Annotated in this window: 15 protein-coding genes; 6 read left to right on the forward strand and 9 right to left on the reverse strand. The window is 43.6% G+C overall.

The window, feature by feature from the left end; all coding sequences use genetic code 11:
- Positions 1 to 26: 26 nt before the first annotated feature.
- From ACAY30_RS09265 to seqA, 7 genes are all read right to left on the reverse strand, one after another.
- Positions 27 to 527: a murein L,D-transpeptidase family protein gene (locus ACAY30_RS09265; protein WP_290251092.1), complete on the reverse strand. Its 501-nt coding sequence runs from the start codon at positions 525 to 527 to the stop codon at positions 27 to 29.
- A 380-nt stretch (positions 528 to 907) separates the two neighbouring features.
- Positions 908 to 2,500 carry a dihydrolipoyllysine-residue acetyltransferase gene (locus tag ACAY30_RS09270; RefSeq protein WP_290251093.1) on the reverse strand — a complete coding sequence of 531 codons (1,593 nt, stop codon included), beginning with the start codon at positions 2,498 to 2,500 and terminating at the stop codon, positions 908 to 910.
- A gap of 11 nt (positions 2,501 to 2,511) precedes the next feature.
- Positions 2,512 to 3,489: an alpha-ketoacid dehydrogenase subunit beta gene (locus tag ACAY30_RS09275; RefSeq protein ID WP_290251094.1), complete on the reverse strand. Its 978-nt coding sequence runs from the start codon at positions 3,487 to 3,489 to the stop codon at positions 2,512 to 2,514.
- A complete protein-coding gene (locus tag ACAY30_RS09280; RefSeq protein ID WP_290251095.1) occupies positions 3,489 to 4,673 on the reverse strand; it encodes a thiamine pyrophosphate-dependent dehydrogenase E1 component subunit alpha in 1,185 nt (394 codons plus the stop codon). The genes ACAY30_RS09275 and ACAY30_RS09280 overlap by 1 nt, the downstream gene beginning before the upstream one ends.
- 279 nt (positions 4,674 to 4,952) lie before the next feature.
- Entirely contained in the window at positions 4,953 to 6,014 is a 1,062-nt protein-coding gene (astE, locus tag ACAY30_RS09285; protein WP_290251096.1) for a succinylglutamate desuccinylase, read from the reverse strand.
- Between the two features lie 252 nt (positions 6,015 to 6,266).
- Positions 6,267 to 7,913, reverse strand: a complete 1,647-nt coding sequence (gene pgm / locus ACAY30_RS09290) for a phosphoglucomutase (alpha-D-glucose-1,6-bisphosphate-dependent) (RefSeq protein WP_290251097.1) — start codon at positions 7,911 to 7,913, stop codon at positions 6,267 to 6,269.
- Positions 7,914 to 7,974: 61 nt separating this feature from the next.
- Entirely contained in the window at positions 7,975 to 8,631 is a 657-nt protein-coding gene (gene seqA / locus ACAY30_RS09295; RefSeq protein WP_290251098.1) for a replication initiation negative regulator SeqA, read from the reverse strand.
- A 340-nt stretch (positions 8,632 to 8,971) separates the two neighbouring features.
- Between seqA and ACAY30_RS09300 the strand changes: the two genes are divergently transcribed.
- The 5 genes from ACAY30_RS09300 to fur all read left to right on the forward strand — a co-directional run bounded on the left by ACAY30_RS09300 (position 8,972) and on the right by fur (position 11,615).
- On the forward strand, positions 8,972 to 9,757 hold the full coding sequence (locus ACAY30_RS09300; RefSeq protein WP_290251099.1) for an alpha/beta fold hydrolase: 786 nt from the start codon (positions 8,972 to 8,974) through the stop codon (positions 9,755 to 9,757).
- 134 nt (positions 9,758 to 9,891) lie between these two features.
- Complete coding sequence (locus ACAY30_RS09305) at positions 9,892 to 10,113, forward strand: DUF2788 domain-containing protein (protein ID WP_290251100.1); 222 nt, start codon at positions 9,892 to 9,894, stop codon at positions 10,111 to 10,113.
- Positions 10,114 to 10,117: 4 nt separating this feature from the next.
- Positions 10,118 to 10,396 carry a LexA regulated protein gene (ybfE, locus tag ACAY30_RS09310; RefSeq protein ID WP_290251101.1) on the forward strand — a complete coding sequence of 93 codons (279 nt, stop codon included), beginning with the start codon at positions 10,118 to 10,120 and terminating at the stop codon, positions 10,394 to 10,396.
- Positions 10,397 to 10,417: 21 nt separating this feature from the next.
- On the forward strand, positions 10,418 to 10,945 hold the full coding sequence (gene fldA / locus ACAY30_RS09315) for a flavodoxin FldA (RefSeq protein ID WP_290251102.1): 528 nt from the start codon (positions 10,418 to 10,420) through the stop codon (positions 10,943 to 10,945).
- A 226-nt stretch (positions 10,946 to 11,171) separates the two neighbouring features.
- Positions 11,172 to 11,615 (forward strand): ferric iron uptake transcriptional regulator, encoded by a 444-nt coding sequence (gene fur, locus ACAY30_RS09320; RefSeq protein ID WP_290251103.1) that lies wholly within the window; start codon positions 11,172 to 11,174, stop codon positions 11,613 to 11,615.
- A gap of 469 nt (positions 11,616 to 12,084) precedes the next feature.
- Here the strand turns inward: fur and ACAY30_RS09325 are convergent, their stop codons facing one another.
- Positions 12,085 to 12,912 carry a hypothetical protein gene (locus tag ACAY30_RS09325; protein WP_290251104.1) on the reverse strand — a complete coding sequence of 276 codons (828 nt, stop codon included), beginning with the start codon at positions 12,910 to 12,912 and terminating at the stop codon, positions 12,085 to 12,087.
- Positions 12,913 to 13,446: 534 nt separating this feature from the next.
- Between ACAY30_RS09325 and ACAY30_RS09330 the strand changes: the two genes are divergently transcribed.
- Positions 13,447 to 13,764 carry a hypothetical protein gene (locus ACAY30_RS09330; protein WP_290251105.1) on the forward strand — a complete coding sequence of 106 codons (318 nt, stop codon included), beginning with the start codon at positions 13,447 to 13,449 and terminating at the stop codon, positions 13,762 to 13,764.
- Positions 13,765 to 13,972: 208 nt separating this feature from the next.
- Here the strand turns inward: ACAY30_RS09330 and glnS are convergent, their stop codons facing one another.
- Positions 13,973 to 15,643, reverse strand: coding sequence for a glutamine--tRNA ligase (glnS, locus tag ACAY30_RS09335; protein WP_290251106.1), 1,671 nt, complete (start codon positions 15,641 to 15,643; stop codon positions 13,973 to 13,975).
- Positions 15,644 to 15,670: the final 27 nt, after the last annotated feature.

A 15,670-nucleotide genomic window follows, 5' to 3' on the forward strand; every position in this document is an offset into this window, starting at 1 on the left:
TTATTGCTGCTACGGCGTGTGCCGTGCTACCACTCAATATGAATGCGAGTGCCAGTTTCAACCAGCGCCATAAACTCATCCATTTGCTCATTGGTCAGCGCAATGCAGCCATCTGTCCAGTTAAAGCGTTGACGGCGCTTGGCATCTCGGCGATCCCCGTTGCGTTGACCGTGAACCATAATAAAGCCCCCGGGGTCAACACCAAGCATACGCGCTCTGGCTTTGTCTTTGGCATTGGGGTAACTGATGTGCATCGCACGATAAAACTGGGAGTCCTCTTTTTTATAGTCGAGTATGTATTCGCCTTCAGGGGTTTTGCTATCTCCCTCTTTTACCTTGTGGCCTTTGGGCGATGCCCCCAGTGCAATGTGGTATTGCTTTACCACGTCTTCTCCAGCCATTAAATACATCACCCGTGCGGATTTATCAACCTTCACTAAATCAACGCGATGATATGTGGTGTTGGCCTGAGCGGTGGCGATTAAACTCGACAAAATGAAAACGGCAATGTGAATAATGACTTTCATAAACGAACAACTTTTTAAGCGAGCGGCTATCAACCAAACTTCGCGGTAAACACTCTACCTCAGAGGTACAACAGAGGCGTTAGTTTAATACATGCCAAGTAAGATGCAATAGTGTTGGCGTTGAATAGCCATATCACCGGCGCTTATAAACGCAATATTGCAGACAGAGCTGATATGTACTGACAAAACGATAAGTGCAAAATCGCTGTTTTAAATATGCTTAGCAGGCCATTGACGTGGGCGTGACAAGTGGCTTTGTCACACACCTTTTTTAATCATAAGAACAAATAAAAAAAGGACCTATTCACATAGGTCCTTGATCTCTATTCAACCGTGCTAATGGCTAATCTGGTTGCACGCTTAACCCATTGCGTTAAGCGTTATGCCATGTGCATCAACATGTTGGTTGGCTCTTCGAGGAATGACTTCCACAAATTGCTGAAGCGGGCAATGGTACCACCATCGATAATGCGGTGGTCGCCAGACCAACTCACTTGCATAATCGAGCGGGCTTCAACCTCGCCTTGCTCGTTAAAGCGCGGTAGTGTTTGTAACTTGCCTAAGGCGACAATCGCCACTTCTGGTTTATTGATGATTGGCGTCGCAACTGTTCCGCCTAATGCACCAATATTTGAAATGCTGATCGTGCCACCTTTTAAATCACTACTCGCAACTCGACCTGAACGCGCATCATTGGTTAAGCGTGTTACTTCTTTGGCCACATCAACAATAGACAGCTCTTGAACGCGCTTGACGTTTGGTACTAACAGGCCAACTTTTGAATCAACCGCCATACCTATATTGTGGTCATCAAAATAGGTTAGTTCGGTACACTCGTCATTAGGCTGCGAATTCATCACCGGGAATTGCTTAAGCGCAAGCGACATCGCTTTCATAAAAAATGGCATCATCGTCAGCTTGATGTCTTGTTTGGCGTAAACCTCTTTCAACTCACTGCGCAGCGCAATCAGTTTGGTCATGTCGATCTCTTCACAATAGGTAAAGTGTGGGATCGTCGATACCGAGGCTACCATCGCTTTTGCCATCGCCGCTTTCACTCCGCGAATAGGCTCTACACGGGTGTTATTGGTTGATTCTACTGGCGCAGTTGTCGCTACTGGTTGAGCGCGTTCGCCATTGGCAAAGGCGCGCACATCATCTTTAAACACTCGGCCTTTAGGACCACTGCCTGGTACTTGATGGATATTAACACCTAGTTCACGGGCAACTCGGCGTACCGCAGGGCTTGCTAACGCTTTGCCTTGAGCAACGTTTGCCGATGATTGTTGATTGGTTGTTGCAGCGTCTGCCGTCGCCACTTTCGCTGGTACTTGCTCTGAGGCCTTAGCTGCTTGGTTGACTTGAGTCGCTGCTGGCTGCTCGCTCGCAGTTGCTACGGTGCCGGCAATTTCAATGGCAAATAAAGGCTGGTGAACTTTCGCTATTTCACCTTTTGCATAATGTAATGTAACCACTTTACCGGCGTATTTAGCAGGAATTTGCACTAATGCTTTATCAGTCATTACATCAACAACAGGCTGGTCTTCTTCTATGACATCGCCTTCTTGAACCAACCATTCAACAATTTCACACTCGACAATGCCCTCGCCGATATCCGGTAAAATAAAGTCTTCAACCACTCCGCCTGATGCGGCATTGGTCACCGCAGAGCTTGCTTGTTCGGGCTGTTCAGCGCTCTGTGCGGCAACGGCTGTTGGCGAAGCTGCCTGTGCGTTTTCAGGCGTCATGGCAAATAGCGGTTCATGCACCTTGGCAATATCGCCCTTGGCATAATACAGCTTGTCAACAACGCCAGAATGCATTGCAGGAATTTGCACCAAGGCTTTGTCAGTCATCACATCACATACCGGTTGGTCTTCCTCAATGTGCTCACCTTCTGCCACTAACCATTCAACGATTTCGCACTCTACAATGCCTTCGCCAATATCCGGTAAAATAAAATCGATACTCATTGCCAAGTTCCTTAGTAGTTGATTGAAGCCATAATTGCTTCAAAGGTTTTCAGCTCATCCGGCATGTATTCTTTTTCATGAGCAAGTGGGAATGGGGTATCTAAACCACACACTCGAGCAATTGGTGACTCTAAATTCAAAAAGCATTTATCTTGAATAGTCGCGGCAATTTCACCAGCAAAACCACCGGTTAATGGCGCTTCGTGGTTAATAAGTAAACGACCTGTTTTAGTGACTGAAGCTGCGACCGTATCGACATCCCACGGTAAAATGGTACGTAAATCGATAATTTCACATGATACGCCTTGCTTCTCTGCCATGACAGCGGCTTTTTCTAGCGTTTCCATTTGCGCGCCCCAACCTAACAAGGTGATATCTGTACCTTGTTTTACAATTTCCGCCTTACCAAGTGGAATTTGATAATCGTCTTCAGGTACTTCCCCAACCGATGCTCTATATAGCTTCTTCGGTTCAAAGAACACCACAGGGTTATCGTCGCGAATCGAGGCTAGTAACAAGCCTTTGGCTTGATATGGGTTGCGCGGAACAACAATTTTAAGTCCTGGCGTATGAGCAAAATAGGCTTCTGGCGATTGCGAGTGATACAAACCACCGGCGATACCACCGCCGTATGGGGTGCGAATAGTTAACTTACCAACGTTAAACTCGTTACCCGAGCGGTAGCGAAATTTGGCAGATTCATTGACGATTTGGTCAAATGCCGGAAAGATATAATCGGCAAATTGAATTTCGGCTACAGGACGAGAACCCTGAGCGGCCAAACCATTGGCAAAGCCAAGAATACCTTGTTCAACAAGCGGGGTGTTAAAACAACGGTGCTTACCGTATTTCTCTTGCAAGTTAGAAGTGGCGCGGAATACACCACCAAAATGACCAACGTCTTCACCAAAACACAGCGTCGAGTCATCTTCTTCCATAGCGATGTCTAATGCGTTATTAATCGCTTGTAACAAATTCATTTTTGCCATTACTTGATTCTCCCTGCCGTCACTGGGTACGCGTCTGGGTACTTTTTAATATGCTGTTTTAATTGCTCTAGTTGCTGCTCTAACGCCGGAGTTGGCTGGTCGTAAACATCAGTAATTAGCTCTTCAATGGCTGGCTTTTCAATGACTTCTGCGACTTTAACCGCGGCTAGAACTTGCTCGCGATACTCATCAAACAATGACTTGTCTTGCTCTTCTGTCCACCACTGTTGTGCTAGCATCCAGTTTTTCATACGCAAAATTGGGTCGTGTTGCGCGTACTTAGCTTCTTCTTCTTTGGTGCGGTAACCACTTGGATCATCCGAGGTTGAATGTGCTCCCAAGCGATATGACATCGCCTCAATAAGTACCGGTTTAGATTCCTCAACCGCATATTTGCGCGCTTCTTGCGTGGCTTTTAACACGGCTAAAATATCGTTGCCATCAACGCGAATGGTTTTGATGTCGTAGCCAACACCGCGAGACGCAATACCGTTACCCGCGTATTGTTCGGTTGATGGCGTTGAAATCGCATATCCGTTGTTGCGACAGAAAAAGATCACTGGTGCTTGGTGAACTGCAGCCATATTTAAGCCCGCGTGAAAATCACCTTCCGAGGCGGCCCCTTCACCTAAGTAACAAATGGTGATCTTGTTATTACCTTGCAGTTTTTGACCGTAGGCGTAGCCCGCAGCTTGCGGTACTTGCGTTGCCAGTGGTGACGATACGGTCATGTAATGCTTGTCTTGTGAGCCGTAATGGATTGGCATTTGACGGCCTTTACCCAAATCGCGCTCATTTGAAAACATTTGGTTCATGAAGTTTTCTAAACTAAAACCGCGATAGATTAAAGCGCCTTGCTCGCGGTATTGCGCCATGATCATATCTTCGTCATCAAGTGCGGCAGCACTGCCAACCGTCGCTGCTTCTTCGCCTAATGCAGCCATGTAAAAGCTCAAGCGACCTTGGCGCTGCGAGGCAATCATGCGCTCGTCAAGCACGCGATGAAACGCCAGTGTTTTGTAAATTTTTTCCGCATGTGCTTGGTCTATGCTTGGCATATCAGCACCGTCGTAAAGGCTGCCATCCTGTTTTAAAATTTTTAGAATGGGAATATCAACTGCAAGGCCATCGATATATTCTGGGCTATGGACAACCCTGCCCTGTGGATACTTTTCGGTATTCATAAGCTTCTCTAGTGTTTGCTATAGCAAAGTATGTATAAAGTATACGCACCTGCCGTAAACCTGAATGATCGGACGTTTAAAAAAAGTGTTTTGCCTGTAAAAATACAAGACAAAATACGACCGTTATTTTTATGCCTGAACTTTACAATTAGGCTCGCTTGGTTGCAATATTTTACACAAATTCGGTGTTTGCTCAGTAAGAGTAGTGGAAAGTAAAATTTACATCACTAAAAAGGGCTTAGCAGAACACCTGTAAACCCTTTTAAATACGCAGCCTGTTTATTCGTCTAACGAACAAGGAATAACCGTCAGAAGTGCTCTTTGCCCTATTGCTACGTCTGCATTGGGAAAAATAATCGCTTCACCCGGTTCGGTCACTCTATGTTCTTGGTCTCCGTCAGTGGCCAGCAGGTAACCTTGCTCGAAGTCACTAAAATTTGGCGCATCTTCAGCAAAGTGCAAGACAAAGTCTTGTTGCTCTCGGTTAATGATTTTAAATATTTTAAACAAATTAAAATCGGCCAGATCAAATGGTTTTAACTGCAGTTCTTGGCCACTGAGTAAGCGATATAACGCGGTTTGGCAATCGGCAAAATTTTCCATGTCATTTTCGCCAAATGGTCTTACTTTGCCCAACTCGACGGTAAATGCATGAGCGCCAAACTGCCTGGCAGAAAAATAGCTGAAGGTTGTTGTTGGGCTATTTGATAGCAACACCGTGTTGATGCCACATTTTAGTAAAAACTGAAGCTGCTCTTTATTGCGTGGTTCACCGTGTAAATATGGGTACACGGCAAATTTATCATTTTTTGACGCTCTGATCGCGGTATGTAAATCGTAATGCAAGCGTTTTCGCTGAGCACTAAGCTTGGCTCCTTGAGCAAAAAAGTCAGCAACAAATTGCTCTAGCGCTTTAGCGCGACGTCGCTCAGCATTGCACAACCCCTCGCCCTGACTATGGGCACCGCTAAACAAGCGGTTTAAGTTTTCTTCAACAAACCGTTGACCTAAGTTTATTGCCGGAGGGTTACCAAATAAAAACAGCACGCGCTGAGTCAGAGGTAACTGACCATTGATAATTTGCTCAATTAATTGTTGGCAAATTTCAATCGGTGCGGTTTCATTACCGTGTACCGCACAAGATAGCACGATATCACTATCGGTTGTTTGCGCTGCGGGTTCAAAGCAAACAACTCCTGTATCGAGCACATGCATGTTTACTTGGCGCTGGCTCTGGCCAAAACTCAAGGTGTGCGAAAATGGCGCGAGATAATCAGGGTTGGCACGGGTGAGAGCTAAGAAATCGGCAGAGGTTAATAATTGTTGTTTTAATTCAGACACGAGGATAACTACAAGTCAAAAAATGGTGGGCTAAGTGTAAAGGATATAAAGTGGGCAGTACAAGGGGGTTAACAAAAAAGCTCATTGCTCGATTGATATAAAAGTAATGTCCACGTCAATGCTACTGTTAACGAGCAATAGCCTCTAGAGCGTGACGGGGGGATATTAAAAGGACCTAGTATTTTAGGTCCTTGATTGTAAAGACTTATACGGGCTTTCTGCTAGCTAAACACGCGCATTTGCGCGTTTCACTTATAAACCCGCTTTTTTAAATGCCGCTGAGACCAGCGCCTTGGCATCGGTGAAAATACTTTCTAGGTGTTCGTCACCTAAAAAGCTCTCACCATAAATCTTATAAATATCTTCAGTTCCTGAAGGCCTTGCCGCAAACCATCCGTTGTCGGTGACCACTTTTACGCCACCGATGGCCGCATTATTGCCCGGAGCGTGACTGAGCACGGCCTTAATATCTTCGCCAGCTAACGTCGACTGAGTGACGTCGTCTTGGCTAAGCGATGAAAGTACCGCTTTTTGCTCAAAGCTTGCCACCGCTTCAACTCGACCATAACTGGATGTGCCAAGCTGCTCGGCTAGTTCAAGGTACCACTGGTAAGGGTCCTTTCCAGTAACCGCAATAATTTCGGCCGCTAACAAACACATAATGAAGCCGTCTTTGTCGGTGGTCCAGCAACTGCCATCCATTGCTAAAAACGACGCGCCGGCACTTTCTTCACCACCAAAACCGTAGCTAGAATCTTTTAACCCATCTACAAACCACTTAAAACCAACCGGTACTTCGCTAAGTGGCTTATTGAGTTGGTTTGCAAGGCGATCGATTAACGAGCTCGACACCAGTGTCTTGCCGATTTTAGCGCTACTCGGCCAGTTGCGATGAGTGAATAAGTAGTGAATAGCGACCGCCAAATAATGGTTAGGATTCATCAATCCACCACTTGGGGTAACAATACCGTGACGGTCAAAATCTGGGTCGTTACCGACGCTGATATCGAAGTCGTCTTTCATCGCGATTAACCCCGCCATCGCATACGGTGACGAGCAATCCATGCGTATTTTGCCGTCTTTATCTAGGGTCATAAAGCTAAAGCTGGCATCGACCGCTGGATTGACCACCTCGAGGTTTAGGTTGTATTTTTTGGCAATCACCGGCCAGTAGTGAATACCCGAGCCGCCGAGTGGATCAACGCCAACTTTAACACCGGCTTTACTGATCGCCTGCATGTCAATGACATTGGCCAGTTGTTCAGCATAAAACTCGACAAAGTCCTGTTTACTCAACAACGGCGATTGCATTGCATCATTAATATCGATGCACTTTACCTCGGCCAATTGCGCCATTAGCAGGTCATTGGCGCGTTGCTCAATAAGCTTGGTAATGTCACCTTCGGCAGGTCCACCGTGTGGTGGGTTGTATTTAATACCACCGTCGCTAGGAGGGTTGTGCGATGGGGTAATAATTAAACCATCAGCTTGTTCACTGTGCTTGGCATTGTGAACAATGATCAGACGAGAAATCACAGGAGTCGGGGTAAAGCCTTGATCAGCTTGAATAACCACAGGCACACCATTGGCGATTAACACGCTAATGGCGGTGATAAAAGCCGGCTCAGATAAGGCATGCGTGTCTTTGCCCAAAAACATCGGTCCGCTAAATCCTTGCTTCTGGCGGTATTCGGCAACCGCTTGGCAAATAGCTTTGATGTGTTGTTCGTTAAAGCTCGACTTATCAGCACTACCGCGATGCCCAGAGGTACCAAATGACACCCGTTGTTCGGCGATATTCATGTCAGGCTTAAGCTGATAATAATGACTCACCAACTTGGCGATATTAATTCGGTCTTGCTCTCTTGCCGGCTTACCAGCGTGTTCGTGTACACTCATCTATTGTCCCTTTCCTGTTTGCTGCGTCGGTTGATGCCTCGTCAATTTGTGGCTCAATTGGCTACAACAAATCGCGGATTCGCTCGGCATCATCGGCGCTGTAACCAAGCGCGATAGCCACATCCGTTAACATGCGCTTTTTCTTAGTGGTATTTGAATTGGTGATCACCCAGTAGCTCGAATTAGGGATCATTTTGGGTTTTGTTGAACTGCCGTATTCCAATAACTCGTCTTCACTTTTTGCAAAGTACAAACGGTCGCGACCGCGAATATCCAACACCTGCTCAAACTCTTGATTTTGAATGCGATACAAAGTTGACAGAATAAGCAAGAAACGTCCAACGGCGCCACGTTGCATTGCCAATTCTTCTTTGTTGATTAAATCAAATACGTTTTGTGTGGGCTCAGTCGGTTGCGTTACGACAACATTATTATCACTGCTTTCATCAGTTTGGTCACTGCTTGCAGGTTCATCGCTGTCTATTGCTAGCGCATCAAGGTGTGACGAGGTCGCAGACGCTTGCTCTGTGCTTGCGTCAACCGGCTTTGAACCTGTGTTATCGACACTTAGATCAACGTTGGCCGTTGCCGTTTCAGCTGTCGCGCGAGCTGAAACCTTGAGCAAACGACGCAGAATGTCAGAAGCACTTTCACCTATAAACTTAGTGTTGCTAGCTATATATTGATATAGCTCGTCATCAATTTCGATGGTTTTCATGAAAATTCCGAATATATTATTATTGTGGCTAGTTAAGCTATTTACGCTATTCAAATCACCGTCAACTGACAAAGCTACTGCGCCATTTGTCTGTGGCGAAATATGTGTAGACTTTGCCTAAAGCAAGCGCAAAGGCATAGTTTGTAACATTAGTGTATCGATTATAACCACGATGTCATTAACTTCCTACCCTGCTGTGCAGTGAATTTTGCAATTTTTTATAAAAACCCATTAACTCGATGGGATTTAGCTAACCAATTAGTCACAGGCAATTGGTATTGTTCAATAATTGCTTTAAAATACGCGCAAAATCTATCCTTCGTCGTAATCAGGGAGCGTCATGACCAGCAACTCAATATTGCATTATCAATCACTCAATGATGGTGTTAGTAAAGACACATCACCGATAGTACTAATTCACGGTTTATTCGGCAGTCTTGAAAACCTTAATATGATTGCCAAGCCGTTGAGTGAACAGCATCACGTGATCAGCGTTGATGTGCGCAATCACGGTCAATCATTTCACCGTGACCAGATGAATTACCAACTGATGGCTGATGATGTGATTGCCTTGTTAGCGTCACTAAATATTAACAAGGCCCATTTTTTAGGACATTCCATGGGTGGCAAAATCGCTATGCAGATAGCGCTAACAAAGCCGAGTTTGGTTGACAAACTGATCGTTGCCGACATCGCGCCGGTTACCTACCCACCTCATCACAACGCCATTATCAATGGCCTACGAGCCATCGATTTAACCGCGATAAAGTCGAGAAGAGATGCGGACACCCTATTGCAAACCGCGGTAGATGAGCCCGGAGTTCGTCAGTTTTTATTAAAGAATTTAGCGAAAAATGACAGCGGTTTTTACTGGCGAGTTAATATTGATGCAATTGACAAAAACTACGCGTCTATTGCCACCGGTTTTGACCACGGAAGTTTTGATGGCGAGGTGTTGTTTATCAAAGGTGCCAATTCAAACTACATAACAACCGAGCATCAACCGGTGATTTTGCAGCGCTTCCCCAAGGCGAAAGCGAAAATAATTCAAGGCGCGGGCCATTGGTTACACGCAGAAAAGCCGGTGGCTTTTAATAAGATTGTGCAAGACTTTATCGATCGTTAAAAATGCCCCAACACGTGGCGCGTTTTTACCAAGGCCGCACATGGCTTGAACATTGCGTTAAAAAATCAGTGAATGGCAGTACATTTACCCTAGCGACTGTGCTATAGTGCCGCCGTAATTTTAAAGGATGTAGTATGCTTTCCGAACATTTAGAATTAATCGAGACGATAGGCCTCAACTTATTTTTTGTCGCGATTTTCTTTTTTATTGGCATGTCGATATACGACGTGATGAAAAAGAATAACGTGCCAAAAAAAGGCCAATACATAGTTTACTTCGTATTATTCCTCGGCTGTGCGGGTTTTATCGCTAAAGGTATTATTCAAGTGATATGGGAAAGCAAGGGATTAGGCTAAAATTATGGCGAAAGAAGCTACAGATTTAACCACCATAGATCTGTTTGTTGACGAGAAACGTCCTGGTCGCCCTAGAACCAACCCATACCCTAGGGAAGTTCAGGTAAAAATTAACAAACGCAACCAGGTTAAACGCGATAAAAGCAAAGGCCTTAAACGCGTAGAATTTAAAGTACATCAGCAGTTGTTTGAGCAGCTTGATGGCATGGCAAAAGACAAAGGCGTAAGCCGCAGTGAATTAATTGAATCATTGCTTGTTGACGCATTAGTTTCACAAAAGTAACAAAGAAAAGGTTATAGATACATGGCAACCGTCGGTCTATTTTTTGGTAGTGACACAGGCAACACTGAAGCTGTTGCAAAAATGATCCAGAAGAAACTGGGTAAGAAAAACGTTGATGTTAAAGATATTGCCAAAAGCACCAAAGAAGATATCGCAGAATTCGATTTACTCATTCTCGGTATTCCAACTTGGTACTATGGTGAAAACCAATGCGATTGGGATGATTTCTTACCTGAGCTAGAGGAAATTGATTTCACCGACAAGCTCGTTGCTATTTTCGGTTTAGGTGATCAAGAAGATTACGCTGAATACTTTGTTGATGCGATGGCACCACTGCGTGATATTAGTGAATCTAAAGGCGCCATTATCGTTGGTAACTGGTCTACCGATGGTTATGAATTTGAAGCGTCAAAAGCGCTTGTAGACGATAACACCTTTATTGGTTTAGCACTAGATGAAGATCGTCAACCAGAGCTAACCGAGCAACGCGTTGATGCTTGGATTGAACAATTAATGGATGAAATGTGTTTAGCCGAATTACTCGATTAAACACCGTGTCGTCAATTGTGTTGACGTGCCACTTACATGCGTATTAGACGATAAAGCCCTTAATATTTTTAAGGGCTTTATTTTTATCTGTAGTACCCAAAGATAGTCTCTTCGGTCGTATTATTATACTGACTGTCTAGTTGCAAATAATTATCAATTAGGGGTTTAATCCGAGATTATTAACCCCTATAATCTTTTCTTACCGATTTATAAAGAAGTATTGACTATGCCAGATCAAAACGAAGAATTAAAAAAAGCTGGGCTGAAAGTTACCTTGCCACGAGTTAAAATTCTCGAAATTCTACAACAGCCAACTAATCAACATATTAGTGCTGAAGACGTTTACAAAATATTGCTTGAGCAACATGAAGAAATTGGTCTGGCAACCGTTTATCGCGTGTTAAACCAGTTTGATGACGCTGGCATTGTCACTCGTCACCATTTTGAAGGTGGCAAATCAGTATTCGAACTGTCTCATAAAGCCCATCACGACCATTTGGTGTGTTTAAAGTGTGGTAAAGTAGTCGAGTTTGAAGACGATGTAATTGAGCAACGTCAATTGGATATTGCTAAGCGAAACAAGATTAAGCTCACCAATCACAGTTTATACCTGTACGGCGAATGCGAAGATGAAGTCGCCTGTGAAGCATACCGAAAATCACAACTCTAAGCGTCATACCACAACACAAAAATTAACGAAAAGTGGACTTTCATGTCCACTTTTTCTTTAAAGCTAGAGCCCATTGATTGTCTGACTAATAATTCCCTCTACGCCTGATAAATACCTTCTGCACAGCATATCACTTTACAAAAAAAGCGTAATTTAGTGTCAATTATTGAGTTTCAAGGTGACTCTGTACGGTCGATTTGTACCATTCAGAGTCGCTCAGATAATTAGAAACAATTCAGTGTCATCCTATCATGCTTTTGGATGGGATCTCCTTCAATTTCGATGTGGCTTGACCGGCCGAAAAGTGCCAGACAGAGTCGCTCAAATAATTAAAACAATTCAGCGTCATCCCATCATGCTTTTGGATGGGATCTCCTTCAATTTCGATGTGCCTTGACCGGCAGCTTTGTGCCATTAGCCGACCAATTGCTTTATCGGCACTAACGGGGCAATCTGATAAACTTTTAGGTCAATAAGTTAAATTGCCAATCCATTCAATAGAGTTTAAATAAGAAATTGTTTCGTCTGAAAGAGGATTATCTTCTAACGATAAAGTTCTCAGATTTTGATTCGCATCTACATTAACAGTATTAATTTTATTGCTTGCTAGGACTAAGTATTCAAGCAATGGAGATAGGCTTGTATCAATAGTTTCAATATTGTTTGAATCAAGCTTTAAACGCTTCAACTTAGGAGCATCTATAGTCAACGTTTCTAGGTTACCGTGACTGACTGTAACTGTTTCTAATTCTGCGTGATTGTTCAAATTAATATTGTCTAAATTATGATACTCAGCTTCAAAAGTGGATAAATTCACATTTTGACTTAAATCTACTTTGGAAATAGAGGATTGATAAATTTTTAAGTTTTTCAAAGAGCTATTGTTATCAGTAATAAGTTCAACTAAGCCAGTTACGCCGTGTAATCTTAATTCCTTTAAAGATTCGTTACTCGATAAATTAAGGCTTTTTAAATCGTGGCTTAGAATGGATAAATATTCTACTTGAGGCATAAAGGAACCATCAAAATAGAACTCATAAGGTGAGTCAGATTCAGGACTTAAAGCCAATTCTTTTAAATTGGTAAGCATCGCAAAATCTTCTGTAGACAGTATGTTTCCAATGCAATAAAAAGAGGTGATGTCTTCAAAGTTCTCTACTTCACCTTCTTCATACAGAGAGGTAATACATTTTTTTGCAGCTTCATCTGCGTAATTATGAGCTAGTATCTCTGGCTTGCTATCGCCGTCACAACCAACCAAAGCAACAATTAAGCATAGGCTATATAATTTTTTCATGGAAATCCCTTTTTCTTTATTATTAATACTCAACAACAATCTAAACGTCCGTTGTTCGCTCACAGCAGCTGTAAATGATTACTTTTTATTCAATAACTTACGCTATTTAACCGTCAAGCGCAAATGTGCCAATAGCCAACCATCACGTATATATAACTTTTATTAGAGCCTTGAATTAATGTACACCTACGATGACGTTTGACACAACTCCATGGCTCTCTACCATACAAGTCCGCAACAGCAGTCTTCGACAATTGCGGTGTTAACAAGTGGTTGCTACACATCATATCAAACTTGTAATACGTTTCTGCGGCATTGTTCGCCAAGCAACATTTACTAAATTTTTGTGTTCTCAACAGCATGGTACATAATAACTTGATATTAGTGTGCGAATTTTGGTGACCTTGTATTGGTAATAAGGCGAAGTCAAGGCGAGTGACGTAACTAAGTTTGTCAGCATCTAATCAATTCACACATACCACTTACGTTGATAAAACGTTGCATTTTTCACCCATTCACAAACAGGAGTGACTTATGAAGCAACAACTGGCAGTAGCTATAACCGTAATTGCGCTGTTATTGACAGCCTGTGCTAGCCAAGACCCTTGGCACGGCTTTAGTAGTAAAGAGAAGCAAGAGTGGTCTGTGCTCGGGATCTCTCCGTCTGACGCCAAAGAGCTTCGTAAAAATGGCCTGACACCAACATTGACAAAGAATTGGATAAAATCGGGTATTAAAAAGCCCGCTACCATACTTAAATGGTATGGCGCAGGTTTTACTGCCAAGCAGTCGGCTAAATTTATTAAGCAAGGCGTTTCGGTGAAAAAAGCCTTGGCAATCGGCGGAGGGTAACCCTGCCAAGATTGAACTGATGCTTTATTGGGGATCTGAATCGTCAGCTCCCTTTTTTATTATGTAGCTTACCGATGCATGGTTGAACGTTAAACTAAATAGTTCAAGCTGCACTTAACGTTAACAGAGCAAAAAAAAAGAGATCTCATCGGATCTCTTTTTTATTCTTTCGACATCGCCGAGGGCAATTAGATTGCGCTACAAATATTTAGTCGCCAATCTTGGCCCACGTATCGCGCAAGCCAACGGTGCGATTAAAGACTAACTTGTCGGCAGAGCCATCTTTGTTGTCTAAACAAAAATAACCTTGGCGTTCAAATTGGAATGCCTGCTCTGGTTTGGCCTGAGCCAAGTATGGTTCAACACGAGCATTACTCAGTACCACAAGCGACTCAGGGTTAATCACTTTGGTAAAGTCTTCTTCGCCGCCAGGGTTAGGTACGGTGAATAAGCGGTCATATAATCGGATTTCTGCAGGTAAGCTTTGCTCTGCACTAACCCAGTGAATAACGCCTTTTGGCTTTGTACCGTCTTCTGGGTTTTTGCCTAAGGTATTTGGATCATACGTACAGTAAACAGTCGTTACGTTACCTTCGTCGTCTTTATCACAGCGAGTAGCAGTGATGACATAGGCACCGCGCAAACGCACGGCTTTATCTAATACCAAACGCTTGTATTTTTTATTGGCTTCTTCGCGAAAATCTTCCGCTTCAATATATAGCTCACGGCTAAATGGCACTTCACGAGAGCCTTGTGACTCATCATTTGGATGATTCTTAATGTTTAGGGTTTCAACCTGAGCTTCAGGGTAATTCTCAATAACCACTTTAATCGGATCGAGAACAGCCATAGCACGCGGCGCTGACTCGTTTAAGTCTTCGCGAACAGCAGACTCCAATACGCCCATTTCAATGGTGTTATCCATTTTGGTTACACCGATGCGCTTACAAAACTCGCGGATCGATGCTGGCGTGTAGCCACGGCGTCTAAAGCCCGCTATGGTCGGCATTCGCGGGTCATCCCAACCAGAAACCAAGTTTTGTTCAACTAGGGTATTGAGTTTTCGTTTGCTCATTACCGTGTATTCAAGATTAAGGCGAGAAAACTCGTATTGACGTGGCGTGCATTCAATCGAGATGTTTTCAATGATCCAGTCGTAAATTCGACGATTATCTTGAAACTCCAAGGTACACAACGAGTGAGTGATGCCTTCAATTGCATCCGAAATACAATGGGTAAAGTCGTACATTGGGTAAATGCACCATTTGTCACCGGTTTGATGGTGATGAGCAAATTTTACTCGATAAAGTACCGGATCACGCATACACATAAAGCTCGATGCCATGTCCACTTTTGCGCGTAAACAACACTCGCCTTCTTTGTACTCACCATTTTTCATTTTTTCAAAATGAGTTAAATTCTCATCTACCGATGTATCGCGGTATGGGCTATTTTTGCCGGGCTTTTGCAATGTTCCGCGATATTCGCGGATTTCATCAGGCGTTAAAAAGTCGACATACGCTAGGCCTTTTTCAATTAGCTCTACCGCATAGCCGTACAAACGGTCAAAATAGTCAGATGAATAGCGAACGTCACCATCCCACTGAAAACCGAGCCATTGCACGTCTTTTTGAATCGAGTTGACATAATCAATGTCTTCTTTTTCAGGGTTCGTGTCGTCAAAACGCAAGTTACACTTGCCCTGATAATCATTTGCGATACCAAAGTTTAAACAAATCGATTTTGCGTGACCAATATGCAAATAGCCATTTGGCTCTGGAGGAAAACGCGTTTGAATGCTGGTGTGTTTACCACTGTCTAAATCTGCATCGATAATATTGGTGATAAAGTTACTCGCACGGTTAGATGTTTCCGACATCAAGAAAGCCTCTGAAAAAACTGAAAT

The sequence above is a fragment of the Thalassotalea ponticola genome, from assembly GCF_041379045.1.
GTDB classification, from domain to species: Bacteria; Pseudomonadota; Gammaproteobacteria; order Enterobacterales; family Alteromonadaceae; genus Thalassotalea_A; species Thalassotalea_A ponticola.